19 protein-coding genes are annotated in these 21,682 nt (G+C 69.9%); 16 read left to right on the top strand and 3 right to left on the bottom strand.

The genetic code is table 11. The annotated features are described in order from the left end of the window. Window positions 1-28 precede the first annotated feature (28 nt). Window positions 29-535 carry a GNAT family N-acetyltransferase gene (locus tag ABZ370_RS32290; RefSeq protein WP_358627933.1) on the bottom strand — a complete coding sequence of 169 codons (507 nt, stop codon included), beginning with the start codon at window positions 533-535 and terminating at the stop codon, window positions 29-31. A gap of 105 nt (window positions 536-640) precedes the next feature. On the opposite strand from ABZ370_RS32290, the gene ABZ370_RS32285 reads away from it, so the two are divergent. Next, entirely contained in the window at window positions 641-1,963 is a 1,323-nt protein-coding gene (locus tag ABZ370_RS32285) for a geranylgeranyl reductase family protein (protein WP_358627930.1), read from the top strand. Between the two features lie 50 nt (window positions 1,964-2,013). On the opposite strand, the gene ABZ370_RS32280 is transcribed toward ABZ370_RS32285, so the two are convergent. Next, window positions 2,014-2,799, bottom strand: coding sequence for a VOC family protein (locus ABZ370_RS32280; RefSeq protein ID WP_358627927.1), 786 nt, complete (start codon window positions 2,797-2,799; stop codon window positions 2,014-2,016). 247 nt (window positions 2,800-3,046) lie between these two features. Here ABZ370_RS32280 and ABZ370_RS32275 point away from each other — a divergent pair, with 247 nt between their 5' ends. Then, a complete protein-coding gene (locus tag ABZ370_RS32275; protein WP_358627924.1) occupies window positions 3,047-3,466 on the top strand; it encodes a CBS domain-containing protein in 420 nt (139 codons plus the stop codon). Between the two features lie 121 nt (window positions 3,467-3,587). On the opposite strand, the gene ABZ370_RS32270 is transcribed toward ABZ370_RS32275, so the two are convergent. Next, entirely contained in the window at window positions 3,588-4,403 is an 816-nt protein-coding gene (locus tag ABZ370_RS32270; protein WP_358627921.1) for a C40 family peptidase, read from the bottom strand. 754 nt (window positions 4,404-5,157) lie between these two features. On the opposite strand from ABZ370_RS32270, the gene ABZ370_RS32265 reads away from it, so the two are divergent. From ABZ370_RS32265 to nuoN, 14 genes are read left to right on the top strand one after another with little or no spacing between them, the layout of a single operon-like run. Beyond that, on the top strand, window positions 5,158-5,517 hold the full coding sequence (locus ABZ370_RS32265) for an NADH-quinone oxidoreductase subunit A (RefSeq protein WP_358627918.1): 360 nt from the start codon (window positions 5,158-5,160) through the stop codon (window positions 5,515-5,517). Window positions 5,518-5,549: 32 nt separating this feature from the next. Then, the gene (locus tag ABZ370_RS32260) at window positions 5,550-6,104 is read left to right on the top strand and encodes an NADH-quinone oxidoreductase subunit B family protein (RefSeq protein WP_358627915.1); all 555 of its coding nucleotides are present in this window, start codon (window positions 5,550-5,552) and stop codon (window positions 6,102-6,104) included. After that, on the top strand, window positions 6,101-6,838 hold the full coding sequence (locus ABZ370_RS32255) for an NADH-quinone oxidoreductase subunit C (RefSeq protein WP_358627912.1): 738 nt from the start codon (window positions 6,101-6,103) through the stop codon (window positions 6,836-6,838). Before ABZ370_RS32260 ends, ABZ370_RS32255 begins: the two co-directional genes overlap by 4 nt. Beyond that, a complete protein-coding gene (locus ABZ370_RS32250; protein ID WP_358627909.1) occupies window positions 6,838-8,190 on the top strand; it encodes an NADH-quinone oxidoreductase subunit D in 1,353 nt (450 codons plus the stop codon). The genes ABZ370_RS32255 and ABZ370_RS32250 overlap by 1 nt, the downstream gene beginning before the upstream one ends. Before the next feature lie 17 nt (window positions 8,191-8,207). Next, window positions 8,208-9,017 (top strand): NADH-quinone oxidoreductase subunit NuoE, encoded by an 810-nt coding sequence (nuoE, locus tag ABZ370_RS32245; RefSeq protein ID WP_358628129.1) that lies wholly within the window; start codon window positions 8,208-8,210, stop codon window positions 9,015-9,017. After that, a complete protein-coding gene (gene nuoF, locus ABZ370_RS32240) occupies window positions 9,017-10,399 on the top strand; it encodes an NADH-quinone oxidoreductase subunit NuoF (protein ID WP_358627906.1) in 1,383 nt (460 codons plus the stop codon). The genes nuoE and nuoF overlap by 1 nt, the downstream gene beginning before the upstream one ends. After that, window positions 10,396-12,891, top strand: a complete 2,496-nt coding sequence (locus tag ABZ370_RS32235; protein WP_358627904.1) for an NADH-quinone oxidoreductase subunit G — start codon at window positions 10,396-10,398, stop codon at window positions 12,889-12,891. The genes nuoF and ABZ370_RS32235 overlap by 4 nt, the downstream gene beginning before the upstream one ends. Beyond that, window positions 12,888-14,255, top strand: a complete 1,368-nt coding sequence (gene nuoH, locus ABZ370_RS32230) for an NADH-quinone oxidoreductase subunit NuoH (protein WP_358627901.1) — start codon at window positions 12,888-12,890, stop codon at window positions 14,253-14,255. The genes ABZ370_RS32235 and nuoH overlap by 4 nt, the downstream gene beginning before the upstream one ends. Next, on the top strand, window positions 14,245-14,853 hold the full coding sequence (gene nuoI, locus ABZ370_RS32225; RefSeq protein WP_358627898.1) for an NADH-quinone oxidoreductase subunit NuoI: 609 nt from the start codon (window positions 14,245-14,247) through the stop codon (window positions 14,851-14,853). Before nuoH ends, nuoI begins: the two co-directional genes overlap by 11 nt. Next, entirely contained in the window at window positions 14,850-15,710 is an 861-nt protein-coding gene (locus ABZ370_RS32220; RefSeq protein WP_358627895.1) for an NADH-quinone oxidoreductase subunit J, read from the top strand. The genes nuoI and ABZ370_RS32220 overlap by 4 nt, the downstream gene beginning before the upstream one ends. Continuing rightward, entirely contained in the window at window positions 15,707-16,006 is a 300-nt protein-coding gene (gene nuoK / locus ABZ370_RS32215; RefSeq protein WP_009715954.1) for an NADH-quinone oxidoreductase subunit NuoK, read from the top strand. Before ABZ370_RS32220 ends, nuoK begins: the two co-directional genes overlap by 4 nt. Window positions 16,007-16,022: 16 nt before the next feature. Continuing rightward, a complete protein-coding gene (gene nuoL, locus ABZ370_RS32210) occupies window positions 16,023-17,918 on the top strand; it encodes an NADH-quinone oxidoreductase subunit L (protein WP_358627891.1) in 1,896 nt (631 codons plus the stop codon). 3 nt (window positions 17,919-17,921) lie between these two features. After that, the gene (locus ABZ370_RS32205) at window positions 17,922-19,586 is read left to right on the top strand and encodes an NADH-quinone oxidoreductase subunit M (RefSeq protein ID WP_358627888.1); all 1,665 of its coding nucleotides are present in this window, start codon (window positions 17,922-17,924) and stop codon (window positions 19,584-19,586) included. After that, entirely contained in the window at window positions 19,583-21,235 is a 1,653-nt protein-coding gene (gene nuoN, locus ABZ370_RS32200) for an NADH-quinone oxidoreductase subunit NuoN (protein WP_358627885.1), read from the top strand. Before ABZ370_RS32205 ends, nuoN begins: the two co-directional genes overlap by 4 nt. The last annotated feature ends 447 nt before the right edge of the window (window positions 21,236-21,682 follow it).

Genomic DNA, 21,682 nt, shown 5'->3' with positions numbered 1-21,682 from the left:
AGCCCGGCCCCGGCCCCCGAGGCCGCGCTCAGAGGTCCAGGCGGAAGCACACGGCGGGGGACTTCGACACCGGCGTCACCAGATGTTCGCCCACCCGCATGCCCAGCCTCCGCGCCACCGCGATCGACCGGTCGTTGCGCTCGTGCACCATCGCCACCACGCGTCCGATCCCGGCCGCCCGCACCCGCTCCAGGGCCGTCCGCGCGGCGGCCGTGGCATACCCCCTGCCCCAGTGGGCGCGCCCCAGCCGCCAGCCGATCTCGATCTCGCCCGCCGGCCCCCAGTCATGGGGCCACGGCTGGGCGCCGGTGAAGCCCACCACCTCATCCGAGGCGTCGAGCAGCGTGTACAGACAACAGCCGTGCCGCTCGGCGTGATCGCGCTGGCGGGCGGTGAACTCCTCGTAGTGGGCGAGGGACTGGGACGCACCGCCGTGGAACTCCATCACCTCCGGGTCGTCGAAGACCCGGTGCCAGGCCGCGGCGTCCTCGGATGTGGGCAGGCGGAGCCGTATCACAGGCTGAGTCACGGTCATGGCGGGGCCGCCCTTCGCAGTCGCCGGAGTACGCCCCCATAGACTGCACATGTCCAGTGCCCGGCGCGACCGGCACGCTGTTACCCAGGCCACGGGAGACCCTGCGTGAGCGAGACCGCACCCACCGCGAGCGCCACCGGAAGCGCATCCTCCGGGATCTCGGAGCGCAGCGCCGATGTGATCGTCGTCGGCGCCGGACCGGCCGGTTCCACTACGGCGTACCACCTGGCCAAGTCGGGACTCGACGTTCTGCTGCTGGAGAAGACGGCGTTCCCGCGCGAGAAGGTGTGCGGCGACGGTCTGACCCCGCGCGCGACCAAGCAGCTCGTCGCGATGGGCATCGACATCTCCGAAGAGGCGGGCTGGCTGCGCAACCGCGGCCTGCGGATCATGGGCGGCGGCATCCGCCTGGAGCTGGACTGGCCGGATCTGGCCGCCTACCCCAACTACGGCCTGGTGCGTAAGCGCGACGACTTCGACGACCAGCTGGCGCGGCAGGCCCAGAAGGCCGGGGCGCGGCTGTACGAGCGCTGCAACGTGGGCGCCCCGATCACCGACGACCGCACCGGCCGCATCACCGGCGTCGAGGCGAAGCTGGGCGAGGAGAAGACGCCCGTCACCTTCCACGCCCCGCTGGTCGTCGCCGCCGACGGCAACTCCACCCGGCTCTCGCTCGCCATGGGCCTGCACCGGCGCGAGGACCGGCCGATGGGCGTGGCGGTGCGCACGTACTTCACCTCGCCCCGCCACGACGACGACTACCTCGAATCCTGGCTGGAGTTGTGGGACAAGCGCGGCGCCGAGGACCGGCTGCTGCCCGGCTACGGCTGGATCTTCGGCATGGGTGACGGCACGAGCAACGTCGGCCTCGGAGTGCTCAACACCTCGTCCTCCTTCAAGGAGCTGGACTGGCGCGACATCCTCAAGGCGTGGTGCGCGTCCCTGCCGGAGGAGTGGGGCTACACCCCGGACAACATGACCGGTCCGATCCGCGGCGCGGCCCTCCCCATGGCCTTCAACCGGCAGCCGCACTACACCCGTGGGCTGCTGCTGGTCGGCGACGCGGGCGGCATGGTCAATCCGTTCAACGGCGAGGGCATCGCCTATGCGATGGAATCCGGACAGATCGCGGCGGACGTGATCGTCCAGGCCCACTCCCGCGCCACCCCCGCCCAGCGGGAGATGGCACTGCGGCGCTACCCGCGGGTCCTCAAGGACGTGTACGGCGGCTACTACACACTGGGCCGCGCGTTCGTGAAGCTGATCGGCAACCCGAAGGTGATGAAGCTGGCGACGGAGCGCGGGCTCACCCACCCGATGCTGATGCGCTTCACGCTGAAGCTGCTGGCCAACCTGACGGACCCGACGGGCGGCGACGCGATGGACCGCATCATCAACGCCCTGACGAAGGTGGCCCCGCGGGCCTGACGCCTCCAGGTCGGCTCCAGACCGTCGCTTAGGCCGTCGCTAGGTCATCGCTAGGCCGCGTCGGGGCTCTCGCTGGTGATCACGCCGAAGGGGGCCCCGGCCACGTCCGTCAGCCAGGCCATCCGGCCGATGCCCTCCGACGTCATGGCGGGCATCAGCACGGACCCGCCCAGCTCCTGACCCTTCGCGACGACCCGGTCACAGTCCGCCACCTCGAAGTACGGCAGCCACTGCGGCGGCGTCGAATGTCCCTGCTGGAGCTGCGCGACGCCGCCGAAGGTGCCGTCCTTGCCGCCGCCGGTCGTCGACAGGACGGTGTACGTACCGCCGGGGAACGACATCTCCTCGGAGTCCCAGCCGAAGACGATGCGGTAGAAGGCGCGGGCCGCGGCCGGGTCGGGGGAGTGCAGCTCCGTCCAGCACAGCGAGCCGGGCTCGGTGACCGCCTCCAGACCGGACGTCTTGCCGGGCTGCCAGACCGCGAACCGGGCGCCGCCGGGGTCGGTGAACTGACCCATCCGCCCCTCGTCGAAGACGTCGAACGGCGCGGCGCGCACACTGCCGCCCGCCTGCTCGACGGAGCGCGCGGTGGCGTCGGCGTCGGGGGTCTGGAAGTACGGGGTCCAGGCGGACCGGGCCCCGGCGTCGGTGAGCGGGCCGAGGGCGGCGACGGTCTTGCGGCCGTGGGTGAAGAAGCCGTATCCGCCCGCTTCGGGACCGGCCGACTCGAAGGCCCAGCCCAGCAGTCCGCCGTAGAAGGCGCGGGCCGTCTCGATGTCGGGGGCGCCGAGATCCAGCCAGTTGGGTGCGCCGGGGACGAAATCGGTGGTGAGCATGGCCGCTCCTTCGGCGATCGTGCGCAAGGGGCTTATGTGGTGCTCCGAGTGTGGGGCTCCGACTGTGGTGTTCCGACTGTGGTGTTCTGACGACAGTTCTCAGTCTGGCACCGGGCGGTCGCGCGGGCCCGCCGGCGGTGGTGCCATGGAAGGGAGGGGGCGCCGTGCGCGGCTGCCGCGGCGACGCCGGACCGATCGGGCCCACGGGCCGGTTCCTGGCCCCGGTGGGCCGTTCAGGAGGTACACCATGACGAAGGCCGCAGACATCATGCACCCGGGCGCGCAGTGGATTCCGGCCACGGAGAACCTGGAGCGCGCCGCGCAGTTGATGCGCGATCTGGATGTGGGCGCCCTGCCCATCAGCGACAGCCAGGAGCGGCTGTGCGGCATTCTCACCGACCGCGACGTCGTCGTCGGCTGTGTGTCCCAGGGCCGCGATCCGTCCCGGATGACGGCGGGGGACCTCGCCAAGGGCACGCCGCGCTGGATCAGCTCGGACGCCGACGTCTCCGAGGTGCTGCGGGAGATGGAGCACCACCGCATCCGCAGGCTGCCGGTGATCGACAAGAACAAGCGGCTGGTCGGCATGATCAGCGAGGCGGATCTGGCCCGGAATGTCTCCGAGCAGCAGATCGGCGAGTTCGTGGAGAAGGTCTACGCCACGTAGACAGGCGTGAGGCCGCCGTTCCGCTCTGAGCGGCGAGGAACGGCGGCCCCATGGCCGGAATCAGCCGAAAGCCAGCCTGAGCGGCTCAGGCGGCTCAGGCAGCCCAGGTGGCTCCTCCGGCTCAGAGGACGCGGACGGCCCCGGTCGGCTGGTCGTAGTCCAGCGGACGCTCGACGATGCCCGTGCTCGGGTTCTGGGCGCCGATGAACTTGCCGTCGCCGATGTAGACGCCGACGTGGTACGCGCTGCCGGAGCTGCCCCAGTAGAGCAGGTCGCCCGCCTGGAGGTTGTCCAGGGACACCTGGGTGCCGGTGGCCGACTGGTCCTGCGAGACCCGCGGCAGGTCGATGCCGACCTGCTTGAACGCGGCCTGGGTCAGGCTGGAGCAGTCGTACGAGGACGGGCCGCTGGCCCCGAGCACATACGACTTGCCCAGCTGCGCCTTGAGGAAGCTGATCACCGAGGCGGCGTTGCCGGTGGCGCTGGAGCCGGCGGCGCTGGAGACCGAGGCGGTGGAGAGGGTGGCGCGCTCGGCGGAGCGGGACGCCTTCTCGGCCCTGGCCTCGGCGGCCTTCTTCGCGGCGGCGCGGCGCGCCTCGGCCTCACGCTCCTTCTTGTCGGCAACCGCCTTGGCCTTCTTGGCGGCGGTCTTGGCCTGGGTGGCGGCCTGGTCCTGCTGGGCCTGGAGCTCGTAGCCGGAGGCCGCCTGCTGCGTGGCGGCAGCCGTCTGGGCGGCCGTGTTCGCCAGCGTGTCGCTGACGGTCGGCATTTCGAGCGTGGCCTCGTGGGCGGCAGGCTCGGCGGCGGAGGCGGGCATGGCAGCGCCGGCCACCGCGAGGGTGAGGAAGCCACCGGTCATCCCGGCGCGGAGTGCACGCGTGGAAGCGGCGGTACGGCGGGGCTTCCGGTGGCTGGGTATGTGTGCGATCGGGGACATAGGTCACTGGGTACCAGGGCCCAAAGGCCCGGATCAACAAAAGTGGTCTGCACCACATTTGGCATGTACGCAGCCAAAACCCGGGCTAAATGATCTCCATCGCGGGTGCCGGTGCCATGCCCGAATTCCTCGATCATGTCTCTGCGCATGGCATTTGGCGTTACGCGGTCACGGCGGGCGGCCTATCACCGATGCGGCCCGCATACCAATGGTTCCCGCCAAATCGAGATCCACAACTCTTTCCGGGGTGGGATACCTCACGGATTCGTGTCCATTTTGTGACGCTCGTGAACGGAGGCGCGAACCAGTGATCAAGGGGTGTTGGAGAGCGGCTCGGACCGGGGTCGAGTGAAGGGTCGAGAAGGGGATCGAGGGGGGGGTGGGTGCGGGTCACTCGCGAGGATGGGGGTCCAATATCAGCTGACGATGCCCGCCTCAAATTTGCATGTATGTACCATGTCTTGGTAGGGGCGCACCGCGCTCACCTGTGATGACATCCTCGAATGTCACGGCTCGTGACTGAATGGATGCTTCACGTACAAGATCACCGCTCATCCGACTTCATGATCCTTCGTCAGGTGGTGGAGATCACAAAGACGTTGGCGTACCCCGTGTCGCAGATCACAGACCGACGGGCATAAGATGCAGGCGAAACGGGCTTGTGAACTGCCTCACATGAACGCGATCTTCGTGGGGTACGGCAGGTCCGAACGGTCCGCCAGCCAGTCATCGTCGACTGAAGGGAGCGAGGACGGTGAACGCATACGCGCCCATCCTCGTACTGGGAGCACTCGGGGCAGGTTTTGCGGTCTTCTCGGTGTTCATGGCCGCGATCATCGGCCCCAAGCGCTACAACCGGGCCAAGCTCGAGGCCTATGAGTGCGGCATCGAGCCGACTCCGCATCCGGCCGGCGGTGGGCGCTTCCCCATCAAGTACTACCTGACGGCGATGCTCTTCATCGTCTTCGACATCGAGATCGTCTTCCTCTACCCCTGGGCGGTCACCTTCGACGCTCTGGGGCTGTTCGGGCTCGTGGAGATGCTCCTCTTCGTGCTCACCGTCTTCGTCGCCTATGCGTACGTCTGGCGGCGCGGCGGTCTGGAGTGGGACTAAAGGGGCTCAAGAGGAGATAGGGGAAACAGCGCATGGGTATCGAAGAGAAACTTCCGAGCGGGTTCCTGCTGACCACCGTCGAACAGGCCGCCGGGCTGGCCCGTAAGTCCTCCGTCTTCCCGGCCACCTTCGGCCTGGCCTGCTGCGCCATCGAGATGATGACGACGGGTGCCGGGCGCTACGACCTCGCCCGCTTCGGCATGGAAGTCTTCCGCGGCTCGCCCCGGCAGGCCGATCTGATGATCGTCGCCGGGCGGGTCAGCCAGAAGATGGCCCCGGTGCTGCGCCAGGTCTACGACCAGATGCCGAACCCGAAGTGGGTCATCTCGATGGGCGTGTGCGCCTCCAGCGGCGGCATGTTCAACAACTACGCCATCGTGCAGGGCGTCGACCACATCGTCCCCGTCGACATCTATCTGCCCGGCTGCCCGCCGCGGCCCGAGATGCTCCTGGACGCGATCCTCAAACTCCACCAGAAGATCCGCGAGGAGAAGCTCGGCGTGAACCGCGAGCAGGCGGCCCGTGAGGCGGAGGAAGCGGCGATGAAGGCGCTCCCGACGATCGAGATGAAGGGGCTGCTGAGGTGACAGCGAACGGTAACGGGGTCAATCCCGATAAGGACCTCAACGCCGAGAACCTCCCCGGCCGCCGCGGTGACCAGGGCGAGGCGATCCGCGTCCAGCACGGCATGTTCGGCGCCAACAACGGCGGCGACACCACCGGCTATGGCGGGCTGGTGCGCCCCGTACGGCTGCCCGGCCAGGCCAGCCGCCCGTACGGGGGCTGGTTCGACGAGGTCGCCGACGAGCTGGAGGGCGCGCTGGAGGAGCAGTCGCTGCTCCCGGGCAACGCGATCGAGAAGACCGTCGTGGACCGCGACGAGCTGACCTTCCACATCGCGCGCGAACATCTGCCGCGGGTCGCCCGGACCCTGCGCGACGACCCGGCGCTCCGCTTCGAGCTGTGCACGGGCGTCAGCGGCGTCCATTTCCCCGGTGACAAGGGCCGTGAGCTGCACGCCGTCTACCACCTGCGGTCGATCACCCATAACCGGGTGATCCGGCTGGAGGTGAGCGCCCCGGACAGCGATCCGCACATCCCGTCGGTCGTCGACGTCTATCCGACCAACGACTGGCACGAGCGGGAGACCTACGACTTCTTCGGCATCGTCTTCGACGGTCACCCCGCACTGACGCGGATCATGATGCCCGACGACTGGCAGGGCTTCCCGCAGCGCAAGGACTACCCCCTCGGCGGCATCCCCGTCGAGTACAAGGGCGCCCAGATCCCGGCTCCGGACCAGCGGAGGTCGTACAGCTGATGTCTGCCACCCACGCAAACCCCTCTGCCTCCTCGGCCTCCTCCGCTTCCGGGCGCGAGACCACCGAGGGCACCGTCTACACCGTCACCGGCGGCGACTGGGACGAGGTCGTGGCCGCCGCGGCGAAGGCGGACGACGAGCGGATCATCGTCAACATGGGTCCGCAGCACCCCTCGACCCACGGGGTGCTCCGGCTGATCCTGGAGATCGACGGCGAGACGGTCACCGAGGCGCGCTGCGGAATCGGTTATCTGCACACCGGCATCGAGAAGAACCTCGAATACCGGAACTGGACGCAGGGCACCACGTTCGTGACGCGCATGGACTATCTGACGCCCTTCTCCAACGAGGCGGCGTACTGCCTGGGCGTCGAGAAGCTCCTCGGCATCGAGGACCAGATCCCGGACCGCGCCACCATCATCCGGGTGCTGATGATGGAGCTGAACCGGATCTCCTCCCATCTGGTGTGCATCGCCACCGGTGGCATGGAGCTGGGCGCGACCACCGTCATGATCTACGGCTTCCGCGACCGCGAACTGGTCCTGGACCTCTACGAGCTGATCACCGGCCTGCGGATGAACCACGCGTACATCCGTCCCGGCGGCCTCGCCCAGGATCTGCCGCCCGGTGCGGTCGACCAGGTCCGCGCGTTCCTGAAGACGATGCGCAAGAACCTGGTCGAATACGACAAGCTCGCGACCGGGAACCCCATCTTCAAGGCCCGCCTCCAGGACGTCGGCTACCTCGATATCGCCGGGTGCATGGCGCTCGGCGTGACCGGCCCGATACTGCGCTCCACCGGGCTGCCGCACGACCTGCGCAAGGCCCAGCCGTACTGCGGCTACGAGAGTTACGACTTCGAGGTGCCGACCGCCGACACCTGCGACGCCTACGGCCGTTTCCTGGTCCGGCTGGAGGAGATGCGGCAGTCGCTGCGCATCGTCGAACAGTGCCTGGACCGGCTGGAGCCCGGACCGGTGATGGTCGCGGACAAGAAGATCGCCTGGCCCGCGCAGCTCGCGCTGGGAGCGGACGGGCTCGGCAACTCCCTCGACCACATCAAGAACATCATGGGCACCTCGATGGAGGCCCTGATCCACCACTTCAAGCTGGTGACCGAGGGATTCCGGGTCCCGCCCGGACAGACGTACGTGGCCGTCGAGTCGCCCAAGGGCGAACTGGGCGTGCACATGGCCAGCGACGGCGGCACCCGCCCGTACCGCGTCCACTTCCGCGATCCGTCGTTCACCAATCTCCAGGCCGTGGCGGCCATGTGCGAGGGCGGCCAGGTCGCCGACGTCATCGTCGCCGTCGCGTCCATCGACCCCGTGATGGGAGGCGTCGACCGGTGACAGACGTGACTCTGGGCATGCCGCAGCTGCCCGCCCCCGACTACCCGGCCGAGGTGCGGTCCCGGCTGGAGGCGGACGCCGCGGAGGTGATCGCCCGCTACCCGGACAGCCGCAGCGCCCTGCTGCCGCTGCTGCACCTGGTGCAGTCCGAGGAGGGCCATGTCACCCGCACCGGCATCCGGTTCTGCGCCGAGGTGCTGGACCTGACCACCGCCGAGGTCACCGCGGTCGCCACCTTCTACACCATGTACCGGCGCAAGGCCTCGGGCGACTACCAGGTCGGGGTGTGCACCAACACCCTGTGCGCGGTGCTGGGCGGAGACGCGATCTTCGAGGAGCTGCAGAGCCATCTGGAGCTGGGCAACGGGGAGACCACCGAGGACGGCAAGGTCACCCTGGAGCACATCGAGTGCAACGCGGCCTGCGACTTCGCACCCGTGGTGATGGTCAACTGGGAGTTCTTCGACAACCAGACGGTGGGCTCCGCCAAGCAGCTGGTCGACGACCTCCGGGCGGGCCGCACGGTCACCCCGACCCGCGGCGCGCCGCTGTGCACGTTCAAGGAGACCGCGCGCATCCTCGCCGGTTTCCCCGACCCGCGCCCGGGCGCCGTCGAGGCCGGTGGCTCCGCCGGACCCGCCTCGCTCACCGGGCTGCGGCTGGCCAAGGGGGAGGAGGCGCCCGGCCGGGTCGTCTCGCCGAGGTACGGGGGCGCCCCGCAGGACGAGGCGCCGCCGACGCACCCCAGTTCGCATGACGCACCGCAGCGGACCTCGGCTTCCGATCCGCACCACCCGGCAGGTCCGGCCGCCGAGGAGGGGGAGTGATGACCGTGACGACCGAGCGATCCGGGCACAGCCCCGAGAAGCTGCTGGCACCCGTGCTCTCCGCACACTGGGACGAGGCGAACTCCTGGACGCTGCGCGCCTATCTGCGGCACGAGGGCTACCAGGGCAGCGCCAAGGCCCTCGCCATGGACCCCGATGCCGTCATCGCGCTGGTGAAGGACGCGGGACTGCGCGGCCGCGGCGGCGCGGGCTTCCCCACCGGAATGAAGTGGCAGTTCATCCCGCAGGGCGACGGCAAGCCGCACTATCTCGTCGTCAACGCCGACGAGTCGGAACCCGGCACCTGCAAGGACATCCCCCTTCTCTACGCCAATCCGCACGCCCTCATCGAGGGCATGGTCATCGCCTGCCACGCCATCCGCTCCGACCACGCCTTCATCTACCTGCGCGGTGAGACCGTGCCGGTGCTGCGCAGGCTGCACGAGGCCGTACGCGAGGCATACGAGGCGGGCTACCTGGGCACGGCCGAGCGGCGCAGGGAGAAGCTCGGGGTGGACGGGCTTCCCGGCCTCGACATCACGGTGCACGCGGGCGCGGGTGCGTACATCTGCGGTGAGGAGACCGCACTGCTGGACTCGCTGGAGGGCCGCCGCGGCCAGCCCCGGCTGCGGCCCCCCTTCCCCGCGGTCGCCGGTCTGTACGCGTGCCCCACTGTGGTGAACAACGTCGAATCCATCGCCTCGGTTCCCTCGATCCTGAACAAGGGCAAGGAATGGTTCCGTTCGATGGGCAGCGAGAAGTCCCCGGGCTTCACGCTCTACTCGCTGTCCGGGCATGTGGCCAACCCCGGCCAGTTCGAGGGCCCGCTCGGCATCACCCTGCGCCAGCTGCTCGACATGAGCGGCGGCATGCGCCCCGGCCACCGGCTGAAGTTCTGGACGCCGGGCGGCTCGTCCACCCCGCTGCTCACCGAGGAACACCTCGACGTCCCGCTGGACTACGAGGGCGTGGGCGCGGCCGGGTCGATGCTGGGCACCAAGGCGCTCCAGTGCTTCGACGAAACGACCTGCGTGGTGCGGGCGGTGACCCGCTGGACCGAGTTCTACGCGCATGAATCCTGCGGCAAGTGCACACCCTGCCGTGAGGGCACGTACTGGCTGGTGCAGCTGTTGCGCGACGTGGAGGCGGGCAAGGGGCGGATGGCCGACCTCGACAAGCTGGCCGACATCGCCGACAACATCAACGGCAAGTCGTTCTGCGCGCTGGGCGACGGCGCGGCCAGCCCCATCTTCTCCTCGCTCCAGTACTTCCGGGCGGAGTACGAGCAGCACATCACCGGCGGAGGCTGTCCCTTCGACCCGGCCAAGTCCACCGTCTGGGCCGACGAGCCGCGCTCCACTCATCTGGGGGTGACCGCATGACCGTGACCACCAACGCACCCTCGGGAGGCGGGGAGGCGGCGGTGCCGCGAGAGGACCTGGTCTCCGTCACCATCGACGGGATCGAGATCTCCGTCCCGAAGGGGACCCTGGTCATCCGCGCCGCCGAACTCCTCGGCATCGAGATCCCGCGCTTCTGCGACCACCCGCTGCTCGACCCCGCGGGCGCCTGCCGCCAGTGCATCGTCGAGGTGGAGGGCCAGCGCAAGCCGATGGCCTCCTGCACCATCACCTGCACCGACGGCATGGTCGTGAAGACGCAGCTCACCTCGCCGGTCGCCGAGAAGGCGCAGCGCGGGGTGATGGAGCTGCTGCTGATCAACCACCCGCTGGACTGCCCGGTCTGCGACAAGGGCGGTGAATGCCCGCTGCAGAACCAGGCGATGAGCGCCGGACAGGCCGACAGCCGCTTCGAGGGCCAGAAGCGGACGTTCACCAAGCCCGTCCCGGTCTCCGCCCAGGTGCTGCTGGACCGCGAGCGCTGTGTGCTGTGCGCGCGCTGCACCCGCTTCTCCAACCAGATCGCGGGCGACCCGATGATCGAGCTGCTGGAGCGGGGCGCGCTGCAGCAGGTCGGCACGGGGGAGGGCGACCCGTTCGAGTCGTACTTCTCCGGCAACACCATCCAGATCTGCCCGGTCGGCGCGCTCACCTCGGCCGCGTACCGCTTCCGCTCCCGCCCCTTCGACCTGGTCTCCTCGCCGAGCGTGTGCGAGCACTGCGCGGGCGGCTGCGCGACCCGCACCGACCACCGGCGCGGCAAGGTCATGCGGCGGCTCGCGGCGGACGACCCGGAGGTCAACGAGGAGTGGATCTGCGACAAGGGCCGCTTCGGCTTCCGCTACGCGCAGCTCCCCGACCGGCTCTCCACCCCGCTGGTGCGCAGCCGCGAGTCGGGGAAGCTGGAGCCCGCGGGCTGGCCCGAGGCCCTGGCGGCGGCGGCCGAGGGTCTGGCCGCGGCGCGCGGCCGCACCGGGGTGCTGACCGGCGGCCGGCTGACGGTGGAGGACGCGTACGCGTACGCCAAGTTCGCGCGGACCGTCCTGGAGACCAACGACATCGACTTCCGGGCCCGCGCGCACAGCGACGAGGAGGCCGACTTCCTGGCCGCCCACATCGCGGGCCGCGGCCGTGACCTGGACGGCGGCGGACTGACGTACGCGGCGCTGGAGAAGGCTCCGGCGGTGCTGCTGGCCGGGTTCGAGGCCGAGGAGGAGGCGCCCGGGGTCTTCCTGCGGCTGCGCAAGGCCCACCGCAAGCACGGTCAGCGCACCTTCTCGCTCGCCACCCACGCCACCCGGGGTCTGACGAAGGCGGGCGGCACCCTGCTGCCCGCCGCGCCCGGCACCGAGACCGAGTGGCTGGACGCGATCGCGGGACGCACGGGTCTGGACGAGGACGGTGAGCGGGCCGCCGAGGCGCTGCGCCAGGACGGCGCGGTCATCCTCGTCGGCGAGCGGCTGGCGTCGGTGGCGGGCGGACTGACCGCCGCCGTACGGGCCGCGGCCGCCACCGGGGCCACGCTCGCGTGGATTCCGCGCCGGGCGGGCGAGCGGGGCGCGATCGAGGCAGGCGCGCTGCCCGGGCTGCTGCCCGGCGGCCGTCCGGCGCACGATCCGCGGGCCCGCGAGGAGACCGCCGCGGTGTGGGGGATCACCGATCTGCCGCACCAGGTGGGCCGCGACACCGGCCAGATCGTGGAGGCCGCGGCGACCGGCGGGCTCGGCGCGCTGCTGGTCGGCGGGGTCGGGGTGGCGGATCTGCCCGATCCGGCGCGGGCCGTGGCGGCCCTGGACACGGCGGAGTTCGTGGTCAGCCTGGAGCAGCGGCCCTCGGAGGTCACCGAACGGGCGGACGTGGTGCTTCCGGTCGCGGCCGCCGCCGAGAAGTCCGGCACGTTCCTCAACTGGGAGGGCCGGGCCCGGCTGTTCGAGGCCGCGCTCAAACCGGACCAGATGACCCGCCGTCACACCCTCCCGGACGCCCGGGTGCTGCACATGCTGGCCGACGCCCTCGATACGGACCTGGGCCTGCCGGATGTGGCGGCCGCCCGTACCGAGCTGACCCGGCTCGGCACCTGGCAGGGGCTGCGCGCCACCGCCCCGCTGGAGACCGGGGGCCCGCTGCCCCGGCCCGCCGAGGGCGAGGCGGTGCTCGCCGGCCACCGGCTGCTGCTCGATCTGGGGCGGCTGCAGGAGGGCGATCCGGCGCTGGCGGCGACCCGGCACGCCGCGGTGGCCCGGCTCTCGGCGGCGACCGCCGAGGAGGCGGGAGTGGCCGACGGACAGCCGCTGCGCGTCACCGGCCCGGCCGGTTCCGTCCAGCTGCCCCTGTGTGTGACGCCGATGCCCGACCGGGTCGTCTGGCTGCCGCTGGCCTCCACGGGCGGCGGTGTGCCGCGCGATCTGGGCGCCGGTCCCGGTGACGTCGTCACGATCGCCGCTCCCGCGACCGAGCCGGAGGTGTCCTCATGAAGTATCTGGCGGCAGAGGACCTGTCGATGTTCGGCCACGACCCGTGGTGGCTGATCCTGATCAAGGCCGTCTTCTGCTTCGCGTTCCTGATGCTGACGGTGCTGATCTCCATCGTGATGGAGCGCAAGGTGATGGGCTGGATGCAGCTGCGCATCGGGCCCAACCGGCACGGGCCCTGGGGCATGCTGCAGTCCCTCGCGGACGGCGTGAAGCTGATGCTCAAGGAGGACGTGGTCGTCAAGGGCGCCGACAAGGTGGTCTACGTCCTGGCGCCGATCGTCGCGGCCATCCCGGCCTTCATGGCGGTCGCGGTGATCCCGTTCGGCCCGTCCGGCGGCGAGGTGTCGGTCTTCGGGCACCGCACCGCGATGCAGCTGACCGATCTGCCGATCGCCGTCCTCTATATCCTCGCCACCGCCTCGGTCGGCATCTACGGCATCGTGCTGGCGGGCTGGTCGTCCGGGTCGACGTACCCGCTCCTCGGCGGCCTGCGCTCCTGCGCCCAGATGATCAGCTACGAGATCGCGATGGGCCTGTCGTTCGCGGCGGTGTTCCTCTACTCCGGGTCGATGTCGACCTCGCAGATCGTCGCGTCCCAGCAGGACCGCTGGTACGTGGTGCTGCTCCCGGTCTCGTTCCTCATCTACATCGTGGCGATGGTCGGGGAGACCAACCGGGCGCCGTTCGACATGCCGGAGTCCGAGGGCGACCTGGTGGGCGGCTTCAACACCGAGTACTCGTCGATCAAGTTCGCGCTGTTCATGCTCGCCGAGTACGTCAACATGGTCACCGTCTCGATGGTCGCCGTGACGCTCTTCCTCGGCGGCTGGCGGGCGCCCTGGCCGATCAGCACCTTCTGGGAGGGCGCCAACCACGGCTGGTGGCCGATGCTGTGGTTCCTCGGCAAGGTCGTCTCGTCGCTGTTCGTCTTCATCTGGATTCGCGCCTCGCTGCCCCGGGTGCGCTACGACCAGTTCATGAAGCTGGGCTGGAAGGTCCTCATCCCGATCTCGATGGTCTGGCTGATGCTGGTCGCCACCGTGCGGGCGCTGCGCAATGAGAACTACGACAACCAGTCGATCGTGCTGTATGTCGGCGGTGCGGTGATCGCACTGCTGCTGCTGTCCTTCGTCGTCGACATCTTCCGCGACCGCGGGGAGACCGCGAAGGGCGAGGCCGGAGCGGCCGTGGAGGAGGGCCCCGAGCCCGCCTTCGACCCGATGGCGGGCGGATTCCCGGTGCCGCCGCTGCCCGGCCAGTCCCTGCCGCCCGTACCGCGACGGCGCTCCCGGCAGGAGCGGGAGCTGATTGTCAGTGGTGGCCCCGACACTGTGAGTGACGGAAAGGAGGCCGATGGTGTCTGACTTCCAGAACCCGGTGGCCGGTTTCGGCGTGACCTTCAAGGCCATGTTCAAGAAGCGGCTGACCGAGCAGTACCCCGAGGAGAAGAAGCCCACCGCGCCCCGCTTCCACGGACGTCACCAGCTCAACCGGCATCCGGACGGGCTGGAGAAGTGCATCGGATGCGAGCTGTGCGCCTGGGCCTGCCCGGCGGACGCGATCTACGTGGAGGGCGCGGACAACACCGAGGAGGAGCGCTACTCCCCGGGCGAGCGCTACGGCCGCGTCTACCAGATCAACTATCTGCGCTGCATCCTGTGCGGCCTGTGCGTCGAGGCGTGCCCCACCCGGGCGCTGACCATGACCAATGACTACGAACTGGCCGACCGCACCCGCGAATCGCTCATCTACACCAAGGAGGAGCTGCTCGCGGGCCTTACGGAGGACATGGTCGACAGCCCGCACGCCATCTACCCCGGGATGGACGAGCAGGACTACTACCGGGGGCTGGTGACCGAGGCCGCGCCGGGGACCACCCGTCAGACCGCGGTCAGCAAGGGCGAGACGCCCAAGCCCCCCGAGGTCGACGGTGAGCAGGCCGAAGAGGAGGTGCAGGCATGAGCGGCGCACTGGCCGCGGCGGCCTCCACCACCTCCACCGGTGAGGCCGTCCAGTTCTGGGTGCTCGGCACGGTCGCCGTGGTCGGCGCGCTGGGCACGATCCTGATGCGCAAGGCCGTGCACAGCGCCCTGAGCCTGGCCGGCACCATGATCGTCCTGGCGGTCTTCTACCTCGCCAACGGGGCGTACTTCCTGGGCGTCGTCCAGATCGTCGTCTACACCGGCGCGATCATGATGCTGTTCCTCTTCGTCGTGATGCTGGTCGGCGTCACCGCCGCCGATTCGCTGAAGGAGACGCTGAAGGGGCAGCGCTGGCTCGCCGCCCTGTGCGGGCTCGGCTTCGGCATCCTGCTGTGCGCCGGAATCGGAAACGCCTCGCTGACGACGTTCGCCGGGCTCGGGCAGGCCAACTCCGGCGGCAATGTGGAGGGTCTGGCGGCTCTGGTCTTCACCAAGTACGTCTTCGCCTTCGAGATCACCGGCGCTCTGCTGATCACCGCGGCGGTCGGCGCGATGGTGCTGACCCACCGCGAGCGCACCGAGCGCGCGCTCAGCCAGCGCGAGCAGTCCGAGGCGCGGGTGCGCACCGGCAAGCACGTCCCGCCGCTGCCCGCCCCGGGTGTCTACGCCCGGCACAACGCGGTGGACATCCCCGGTCTGCTGCCCGACGGCACGACCTCCGACCTGAGCGTCAGCGCGACGCTGCGCGCCCGCGGCCAGGTCCGGGACGTCTCCGGTGAGGCGCTGGCGGAGCTGGCGGCGCTGGAGCAGCGCTCGGAGCGCTGGCTGGGCCGGAAGCCGGGGAGCGGCGACAGCGCGTCCGAGGACCCCGAGCACCACAAGGGAGTCGCCAAGTGAATCCGGTCAACTACCTCTACCTGGCCGCCCTGTTGTTCACCATCGGTGCGGCCGGGGTCGTGATCCGGCGGAACGCGATCGTCCTCTTCATGTGCGTCGAGCTGATGCTGAACGCGTGCAACCTCGCGTTCGTCACCTTCTCCCGGCTGCACGGCAACCTCGACGGCCAGATCATCGCGTTCTTCACGATGGTCGTCGCGGCGGCGGAGGTCGTGGTCGGCCTCGCGATCATCGTGACCGTCTTCCGCTCCCGCCATTCGGCCTCGGTCGACGACGCCAGCCTGATGAAGCTCTAGAAGGGGTCGCGTTCAAGTGGAGAACCTCATCGGATTGCTCGTCGCGGCCCCGCTGCTCGGCGCGGCGCTGCTGCTGTGCGGGGGGCGGCGGCTGGACCGCACGGGCCACTACCTCGGCACGGCGCTCGCGGGCGCCTCCTTCGTGATCGGCGCCGTGCTCTTCGCCGACATGCTCGGACGGGGCGCGCACGACCGCGCTCTGCACAGCCAGGTCTTCAGCTGGATTCCGGTGGGCGGCTTCCGCGCGGACGTCGCCTTCCAGCTCGACCAGCTGTCGATGACCTTCGTCCTGCTGATCTCGGGTGTGGGCACGCTGATCCACATCTACTCGATCGGCTACATGGCGCACGACGAGCGGCGCCGCCGCTTCTTCGGCTATCTCAATCTCTTCCTCGCGGCCATGCTGCTGCTCGTCCTCGCCGACAACTACCTGCTGCTGTACGTCGGCTGGGAGGGCGTCGGTCTCGCCTCGTACCTGCTCATCGGCTTCTGGCAGCACAAGCCGAGCGCGGCGACGGCGGCGAAGAAGGCGTTCATCGTCAACCGCGTCGGCGACATGGGCCTGTCCATCGCGATCATGCTGATGTTCACGACGTTCGGCTCCTTCGCCTTCGCCCCCGTGCTGGCCAACGCGAACGACGTGAGCGAGGGCAAGCTCACCGCCATCGGGCTGATGCTGCTGCTCGCCGCGTGCGGCAAGTCGGCCCAGGTGCCGCTGCAGTCCTGGCTCGGCGACGCGATGGAGGGCCCGACCCCGGTCTCGGCCCTGATCCACGCGGCGACGATGGTGACCGCGGGCGTCTACCTGATCACCCGCTCCGGCGCGATCTTCAACGCCGCGCCCGACGCCCAGGCCGCGGTGGTCACGGTCGGCGCGGTCACGCTGCTCTTCGGTGCGATCGTCGGTTGCGCCAAGGACGACATCAAGAAGGCGCTGGCCGGGTCGACCATGTCGCAGATCGGCTACATGATCCTGGCCGCCGGGCTCGGCCCGATCGGCTATGTCTTCGCGATCATGCACCTGGTCACCCACGGCTTCTTCAAGGCGGGCCTGTTCCTCGGCGCCGGGTCGGTCATGCACGGCATGAACGACGAGGTCGACATGCGCAAATACGGCGGCCTGCGAAAGTACATGCCGGTCACCTTCGTCACCTTCGGGCTCGGCTACCTCGCCATCATCGGCTTCCCGGGGCTCTCCGGCTTCTGGTCCAAGGACAAGATCATCGAAGCGGCCTTCGCCAAGGGCGGCACCGAGGGCTGGATTCTCGGCGGCGCGGCCCTGCTGGGCGCGGCCATCACCGCGTACTACATGACGCGCGTGATGCTGATGACCTTCTTCGGCGAGAAGCGCTGGGAGCGCGACGCGCAGGGCAACGAACCGCATCCGCACGAGTCGCCGAAGTCCATGACCATCCCCATGATCGTCCTGGCCTTCGGATCGGTCTTCGCGGGCGGGCTGTTCAGCCTGAACGACGCGTTCCTGAAGTGGCTGGAGCCGGTCACCGGCCACAGCCACGGCCACTCCCCGCTCAGCGCCGCGACGGTCACCGCCGGGACGATGGTCGTCCTCGTGATCGGCGTCGCGCTCGCCTGGGCGCAGTACGGACGCAAGCCCGTGCCGCGCACCGCGCCGCGCGGCTCCCTGCTCACCCGGGCCGCCCGCCGCGATCTGCTCCAGGACGACTTCAACCATGTCGCGCTCGTCCAGCCCGGCCGCTACCTCACCCGCGGTCTGGTCTACGTCGACCACACGCTGGTCGACGGGGTCGTCAACGGCACCGCGGCCGGGGTCGGCGGACTGTCCGGCCGATTGCGCAAGCTCCAGAACGGCTACGCCCGTACGTACGCGGTCTCGATGTTCGGCGGTACGGCGGTCCTCATCGCCGCGACCCTGCTGATGAGGGCGGTCTGAGTCATGTCCTTTCCCCTGCTGACGGCCACGGCCGCGGTGCCCGCGCTCGGCGCGGTCGCCACCGCCGCGGTGCCCGCCGCCCAGCGCGCCGCCGCCAAGTGGGTGGCGCTGGCCTTCTCCCTGGTCACCCTCGCCCTCGCGGCGGTCGTCCTGGTCCGCTTCGACCCGGACGGCGGCCGCTTCCAGCTCACCGAATCCCATGCCTGGATCAAGGACTTCGGGGTCCGCTACGAACTGGGCGTGGACGGCATCGCGGTCGCCCTGATCGCGCTCACCGCCGTGCTCATCCCTTTCATCATCCTGGCGGGCTGGCATGACGCCGACCCGCTGGAAGGCGCCCGGCCCAACCGCCGCTGGCGGCCCACTCAGGGCTTCTTCGCGCTGATCCTGCTGGTCGAGGCGATGGTGGTGATCTCCTTCGAGGCCACCGACGTCTTCCTCTTCTACATCTTCTTCGAAGCCATGCTCATCCCGATGTACTTCCTCATCGGCGGCTTCGGGGACCGGGCCGGGGAGCGGTCCGAGGAGGAGACGGCCACCCAGCGCTCGTACGCCGCCGTGAAGTTCCTGCTGTACAACCTGGCGGGCGGGCTGATCATGCTGGCCGCGGTGGTCGGTCTCTACGCGGTCACCGCCGACGACCTGGGCACCGGCACCTTCTCGCTCCAGCAGATCGTTCAGGCCCGGTCGAGCGGACAGCTCGACATGGCGACCAGCACCGAACGGCTGCTGTTCCTCGGCTTCTTCTTCGCCTTCGCGGTGAAGGCCCCGCTGTGGCCGCTGCACACCTGGCTGCCCAACGCGATGGGCGAGGCCACCTCCCCCGTCGCCGTGCTGATCACCGCGGTCGTCGACAAGGTCGGCACCTTCGCGATGCTCCGCTTCTGCCTCCAGCTCTTCCCCGAGGCCAGCAAGTGGGCCACCCCGGTGATCGTCGTCCTGGCGCTCATCAGCATCATCTACGGCGCGCTGCTGGCCATCGGCCAGCGGGACATCAAGCGGCTGATCGCCTACGCCTCGATCTCCCACTTCGGCTTCATCGTCCTCGGCATCTTCGCCTTGACCACCCAGGGCCAGAGCGGCGCCACCCTCTACATGGTCAACCACGGCATCTCGACCGCCGCGCTGATGCTGGTGGCCGGGTTCCTCATCACCCGGCGCGGCTCCCGGCTCATCGCCGACTACGGAGGCGTGCAGAAGGTCGCCCCGGTGCTCGCCGGGACCTTCCTGATCGGCGGTCTGGCCACCCTCTCGCTGCCCGGGCTCGCGCCCTTCATCAGCGAATTCCTGGTGCTGGTCGGCGCGTTCAGCCGCTATCCGGCGGCCGGAGTGATCGCCACCCTCGGCATCGTGCTCGCCGCGCTGTACGTCCTCATCCTCTACCAGCGGACCATGACCGGCCCGGTGAAGGAGGAGGTGCGCACCATGCCCGATCTGCGGCCGCGCGAGCTGCTCGTCGTCGCGCCGCTGATCGCGCTGCTGCTCTTCCTCGGCGTCTACCCGAAGCCGCTGACCGCGATCGTCAACCCGGCCGTCGACCACACGCTGTCCGTGGTGGACGAGAAAGATCCCAAGCCCGATCACCCCGTCACTGACGCGGGCTGGTTCCACTACAGCCCCAAGCCCGAGGGTGCTTCCCACGACGGTGCTTCCGGAGGTGCCAAGTGACCCACGCGGCCACTGTCCACAGCCTGTGGACAACAGCGGCGGCGGCGCCCGACAAGATCCCCGCGCCGCACATCGAGTACGGGCAGCTGGCGCCCACCCTCATCGTGCTCGGCGCCGCGATCGTCGGTGTACTGGTCGAGGCGTTCCTGCCGCGCGCCCAGCGTTACGCCGCGCAGCTGTTCGTCTCCGTCGTCTCCCTCGCCGCGGCCTTCGCCGCCGTCGTCGGGCTCGCCGCGAGCGACTACGGCACCGGAAAGGCCCATGTCGCGGCCATGGGCGCCGTCGCCATCGACGGCCCCGCGCTCTTCCTCCAGGGCACCATTCTCCTGGTCGCGCTGGTCTCGGTGTTCACCTTCGCCGAGCGGCGGCTCGACCCGGTCGTCCATGGCAACCGCGTCGACTCCTTCGCGGCCCAGGCCGCCGCGATCCCCGGCGGCGACGCCGAAAAGGCCGCCGTCAAGGCCGGGTTCACCACCACCGAGGTCTTTCCGCTGGTCCTCTTCGCGGTGGGCGGCATGCTCGTCTTCCCCGCCGCGAACGATCTGCTGACCCTGTTCGTGGCGCTGGAGGTCTTCTCCCTCCCGCTGTACGTCCTGTGCGCGCTCGCCCGGCGCCACCGGATGCTGTCGCAGGAGTCCGCCGTCAAGTACTTCCTGCTCGGCGCCTTCTCCTCCGCGTTCCTGCTCTTCGGCATCGCCCTGCTGTACGGCTACGCGGGCACCGTGGGGTACGCCGGTATCGCCGACGTCGTCGACGGCCAGGTCCGCAACGTCACCCCGGCGCTCGCCGGGACCATGGGCAACGACGCGCTGCTGCTCATCGGCGGGGCGATGGTGCTGATGGGGCTGCTGTTCAAGATCGGCGCCGTGCCGTTCCACATGTGGACCCCGGACGTCTACCAGGGCGCCCCCACTCCGGTCACCGGCTTCATGGCCGCGGCCACCAAGGTGGCGGCCTTCGGCGCGCTGCTGCGGCTGCTGTACGTCGTCCTGCCGGGGCTGCGCTGGGACTGGCGGCCGGTCATGTGGGGCGTCGCCATCGTCACCATGCTGGGCGGTGCGATCGTCGCCGTCACCCAGACCGATGTGAAGCGGCTGCTGGCCTACTCCTCCATCGCGCACGCCGGGTTCATCCTCGCCGGTGTCATCGCCACGACCCCCGAGGGCATCTCCTCCGTCCTCTTCTACCTCGCCGCGTACTCCTTCGTGACCCTCGGCGCCTTCGCGGTGGTCACCCTGGTGCGCGACGCGGGCGGCGAGGCCACGCACCTGTCCAAGTGGGCCGGGCTCGGCCGCCGCTCCCCGCTGGTGGCCGCCGTCTTCGCGGTCTTCCTGCTGGCCTTCGCCGGTATCCCGCTGACCAGTGGTTTCGCGGGGAAGTTCGCCGTGTTCAAGGCGGCGGCGGACGGGGGCGCGGGGGCGCTGGTCGTGGTCGGTGTGATCTCGTCGGCGATCGCGGCCTTCTTCTACATCCGGGTCATCGTGCTGATGTTCTTCAGCGAACCCCGCACGGACGGCCCGTCGGTGGCCGTCCCCAGCCCTCTGACGTCGTCGGCGATCGCGATCGGCGTCGCGGTCACGGTCGTCCTGGGCGTGGCGCCCCAGTACTTCCTGGACCTGGCAGGCCAAGCGGGCGTATTCGTGCGCTAGCCGTTCCCGAACCCAGGGCGCTCCGCCCCGGACGGACACCGCGACGGTGCCCGCCCGGGGCGGCGCTGTTTTCCCCACCCCACCCCACCCCGCCCCTTCCCGAACCCAGAGGGCTGCGTCCCCTGGACCCCCGCATGCGTCCTCCGGACGCGGCATCGCGCGGCGTTTGGGGAACGGGCATTCACGGCCGTGCCCCGCCCCGGGGGCTGGCCCAGCGAACGTGTCGGCCCGGTGCGGTCAGTGGCGGGCAGCGGCCGCCTGGTCCACCAACGCGTAGCCCGGCGTGGGCGAGTGGGGCGTCGGAGTCGCCGTGGGCTGGTATAGGGGTCTGCGGGGGCTCGCCCCGCTGGCCCCGCCCGCGGCTGTGCCGCGCGCGCCCCGCCCGTCCCGGGGCCTGGGAAACCGGCACACGCCCCGGCGGAGCCTCGATCCGCGGTGGCGGGGCGC

Source organism: Streptomyces sp. NPDC005962, from assembly GCF_040629205.1.
Taxonomy (GTDB): domain Bacteria; phylum Actinomycetota; class Actinomycetes; order Streptomycetales; family Streptomycetaceae; genus Streptomyces.
The sequence above is the reverse complement of the archived record's forward strand: the minus strand, read 5'-3'. Positions and strand labels throughout refer to the sequence as shown.

Bases quoted from the DNA above. Each gene is read 5' to 3' on its own strand.
- ABZ370_RS32235 (WP_358627904.1), top strand. From the start codon at position 10,396: ATGACCGTGACCACCAACGCACCCTCGGGAGGCGGGGAGGCGGCGGTG.
- ABZ370_RS32290 (WP_358627933.1), bottom strand. From the start codon at position 535: ATGACCGTGACTCAGCCTGTGATACGGCTCCGCCTGCCCACATCCGAG.
- ABZ370_RS32220 (WP_358627895.1), top strand. From the start codon at position 14,850: ATGAGCGGCGCACTGGCCGCGGCGGCCTCCACCACCTCCACCGGTGAG.
- nuoI (WP_358627898.1), top strand. From the start codon at position 14,245: ATGGTGTCTGACTTCCAGAACCCGGTGGCCGGTTTCGGCGTGACCTTC.
- ABZ370_RS32250 (WP_358627909.1), top strand. From the start codon at position 6,838: ATGTCTGCCACCCACGCAAACCCCTCTGCCTCCTCGGCCTCCTCCGCT.
- nuoE (WP_358628129.1), top strand. From the start codon at position 8,208: ATGCCGCAGCTGCCCGCCCCCGACTACCCGGCCGAGGTGCGGTCCCGG.
- nuoF (WP_358627906.1), top strand. From the start codon at position 9,017: ATGACCGTGACGACCGAGCGATCCGGGCACAGCCCCGAGAAGCTGCTG.
- ABZ370_RS32280 (WP_358627927.1), bottom strand. From the start codon at position 2,799: ATGCTCACCACCGATTTCGTCCCCGGCGCACCCAACTGGCTGGATCTC.
- ABZ370_RS32205 (WP_358627888.1), top strand. From the start codon at position 17,922: ATGTCCTTTCCCCTGCTGACGGCCACGGCCGCGGTGCCCGCGCTCGGC.
- ABZ370_RS32260 (WP_358627915.1), top strand. From the start codon at position 5,550: ATGGGTATCGAAGAGAAACTTCCGAGCGGGTTCCTGCTGACCACCGTC.
- ABZ370_RS32275 (WP_358627924.1), top strand. From the start codon at position 3,047: ATGACGAAGGCCGCAGACATCATGCACCCGGGCGCGCAGTGGATTCCG.
- ABZ370_RS32270 (WP_358627921.1), bottom strand. From the start codon at position 4,403: ATGTCCCCGATCGCACACATACCCAGCCACCGGAAGCCCCGCCGTACC.
- nuoH (WP_358627901.1), top strand. From the start codon at position 12,888: ATGAAGTATCTGGCGGCAGAGGACCTGTCGATGTTCGGCCACGACCCG.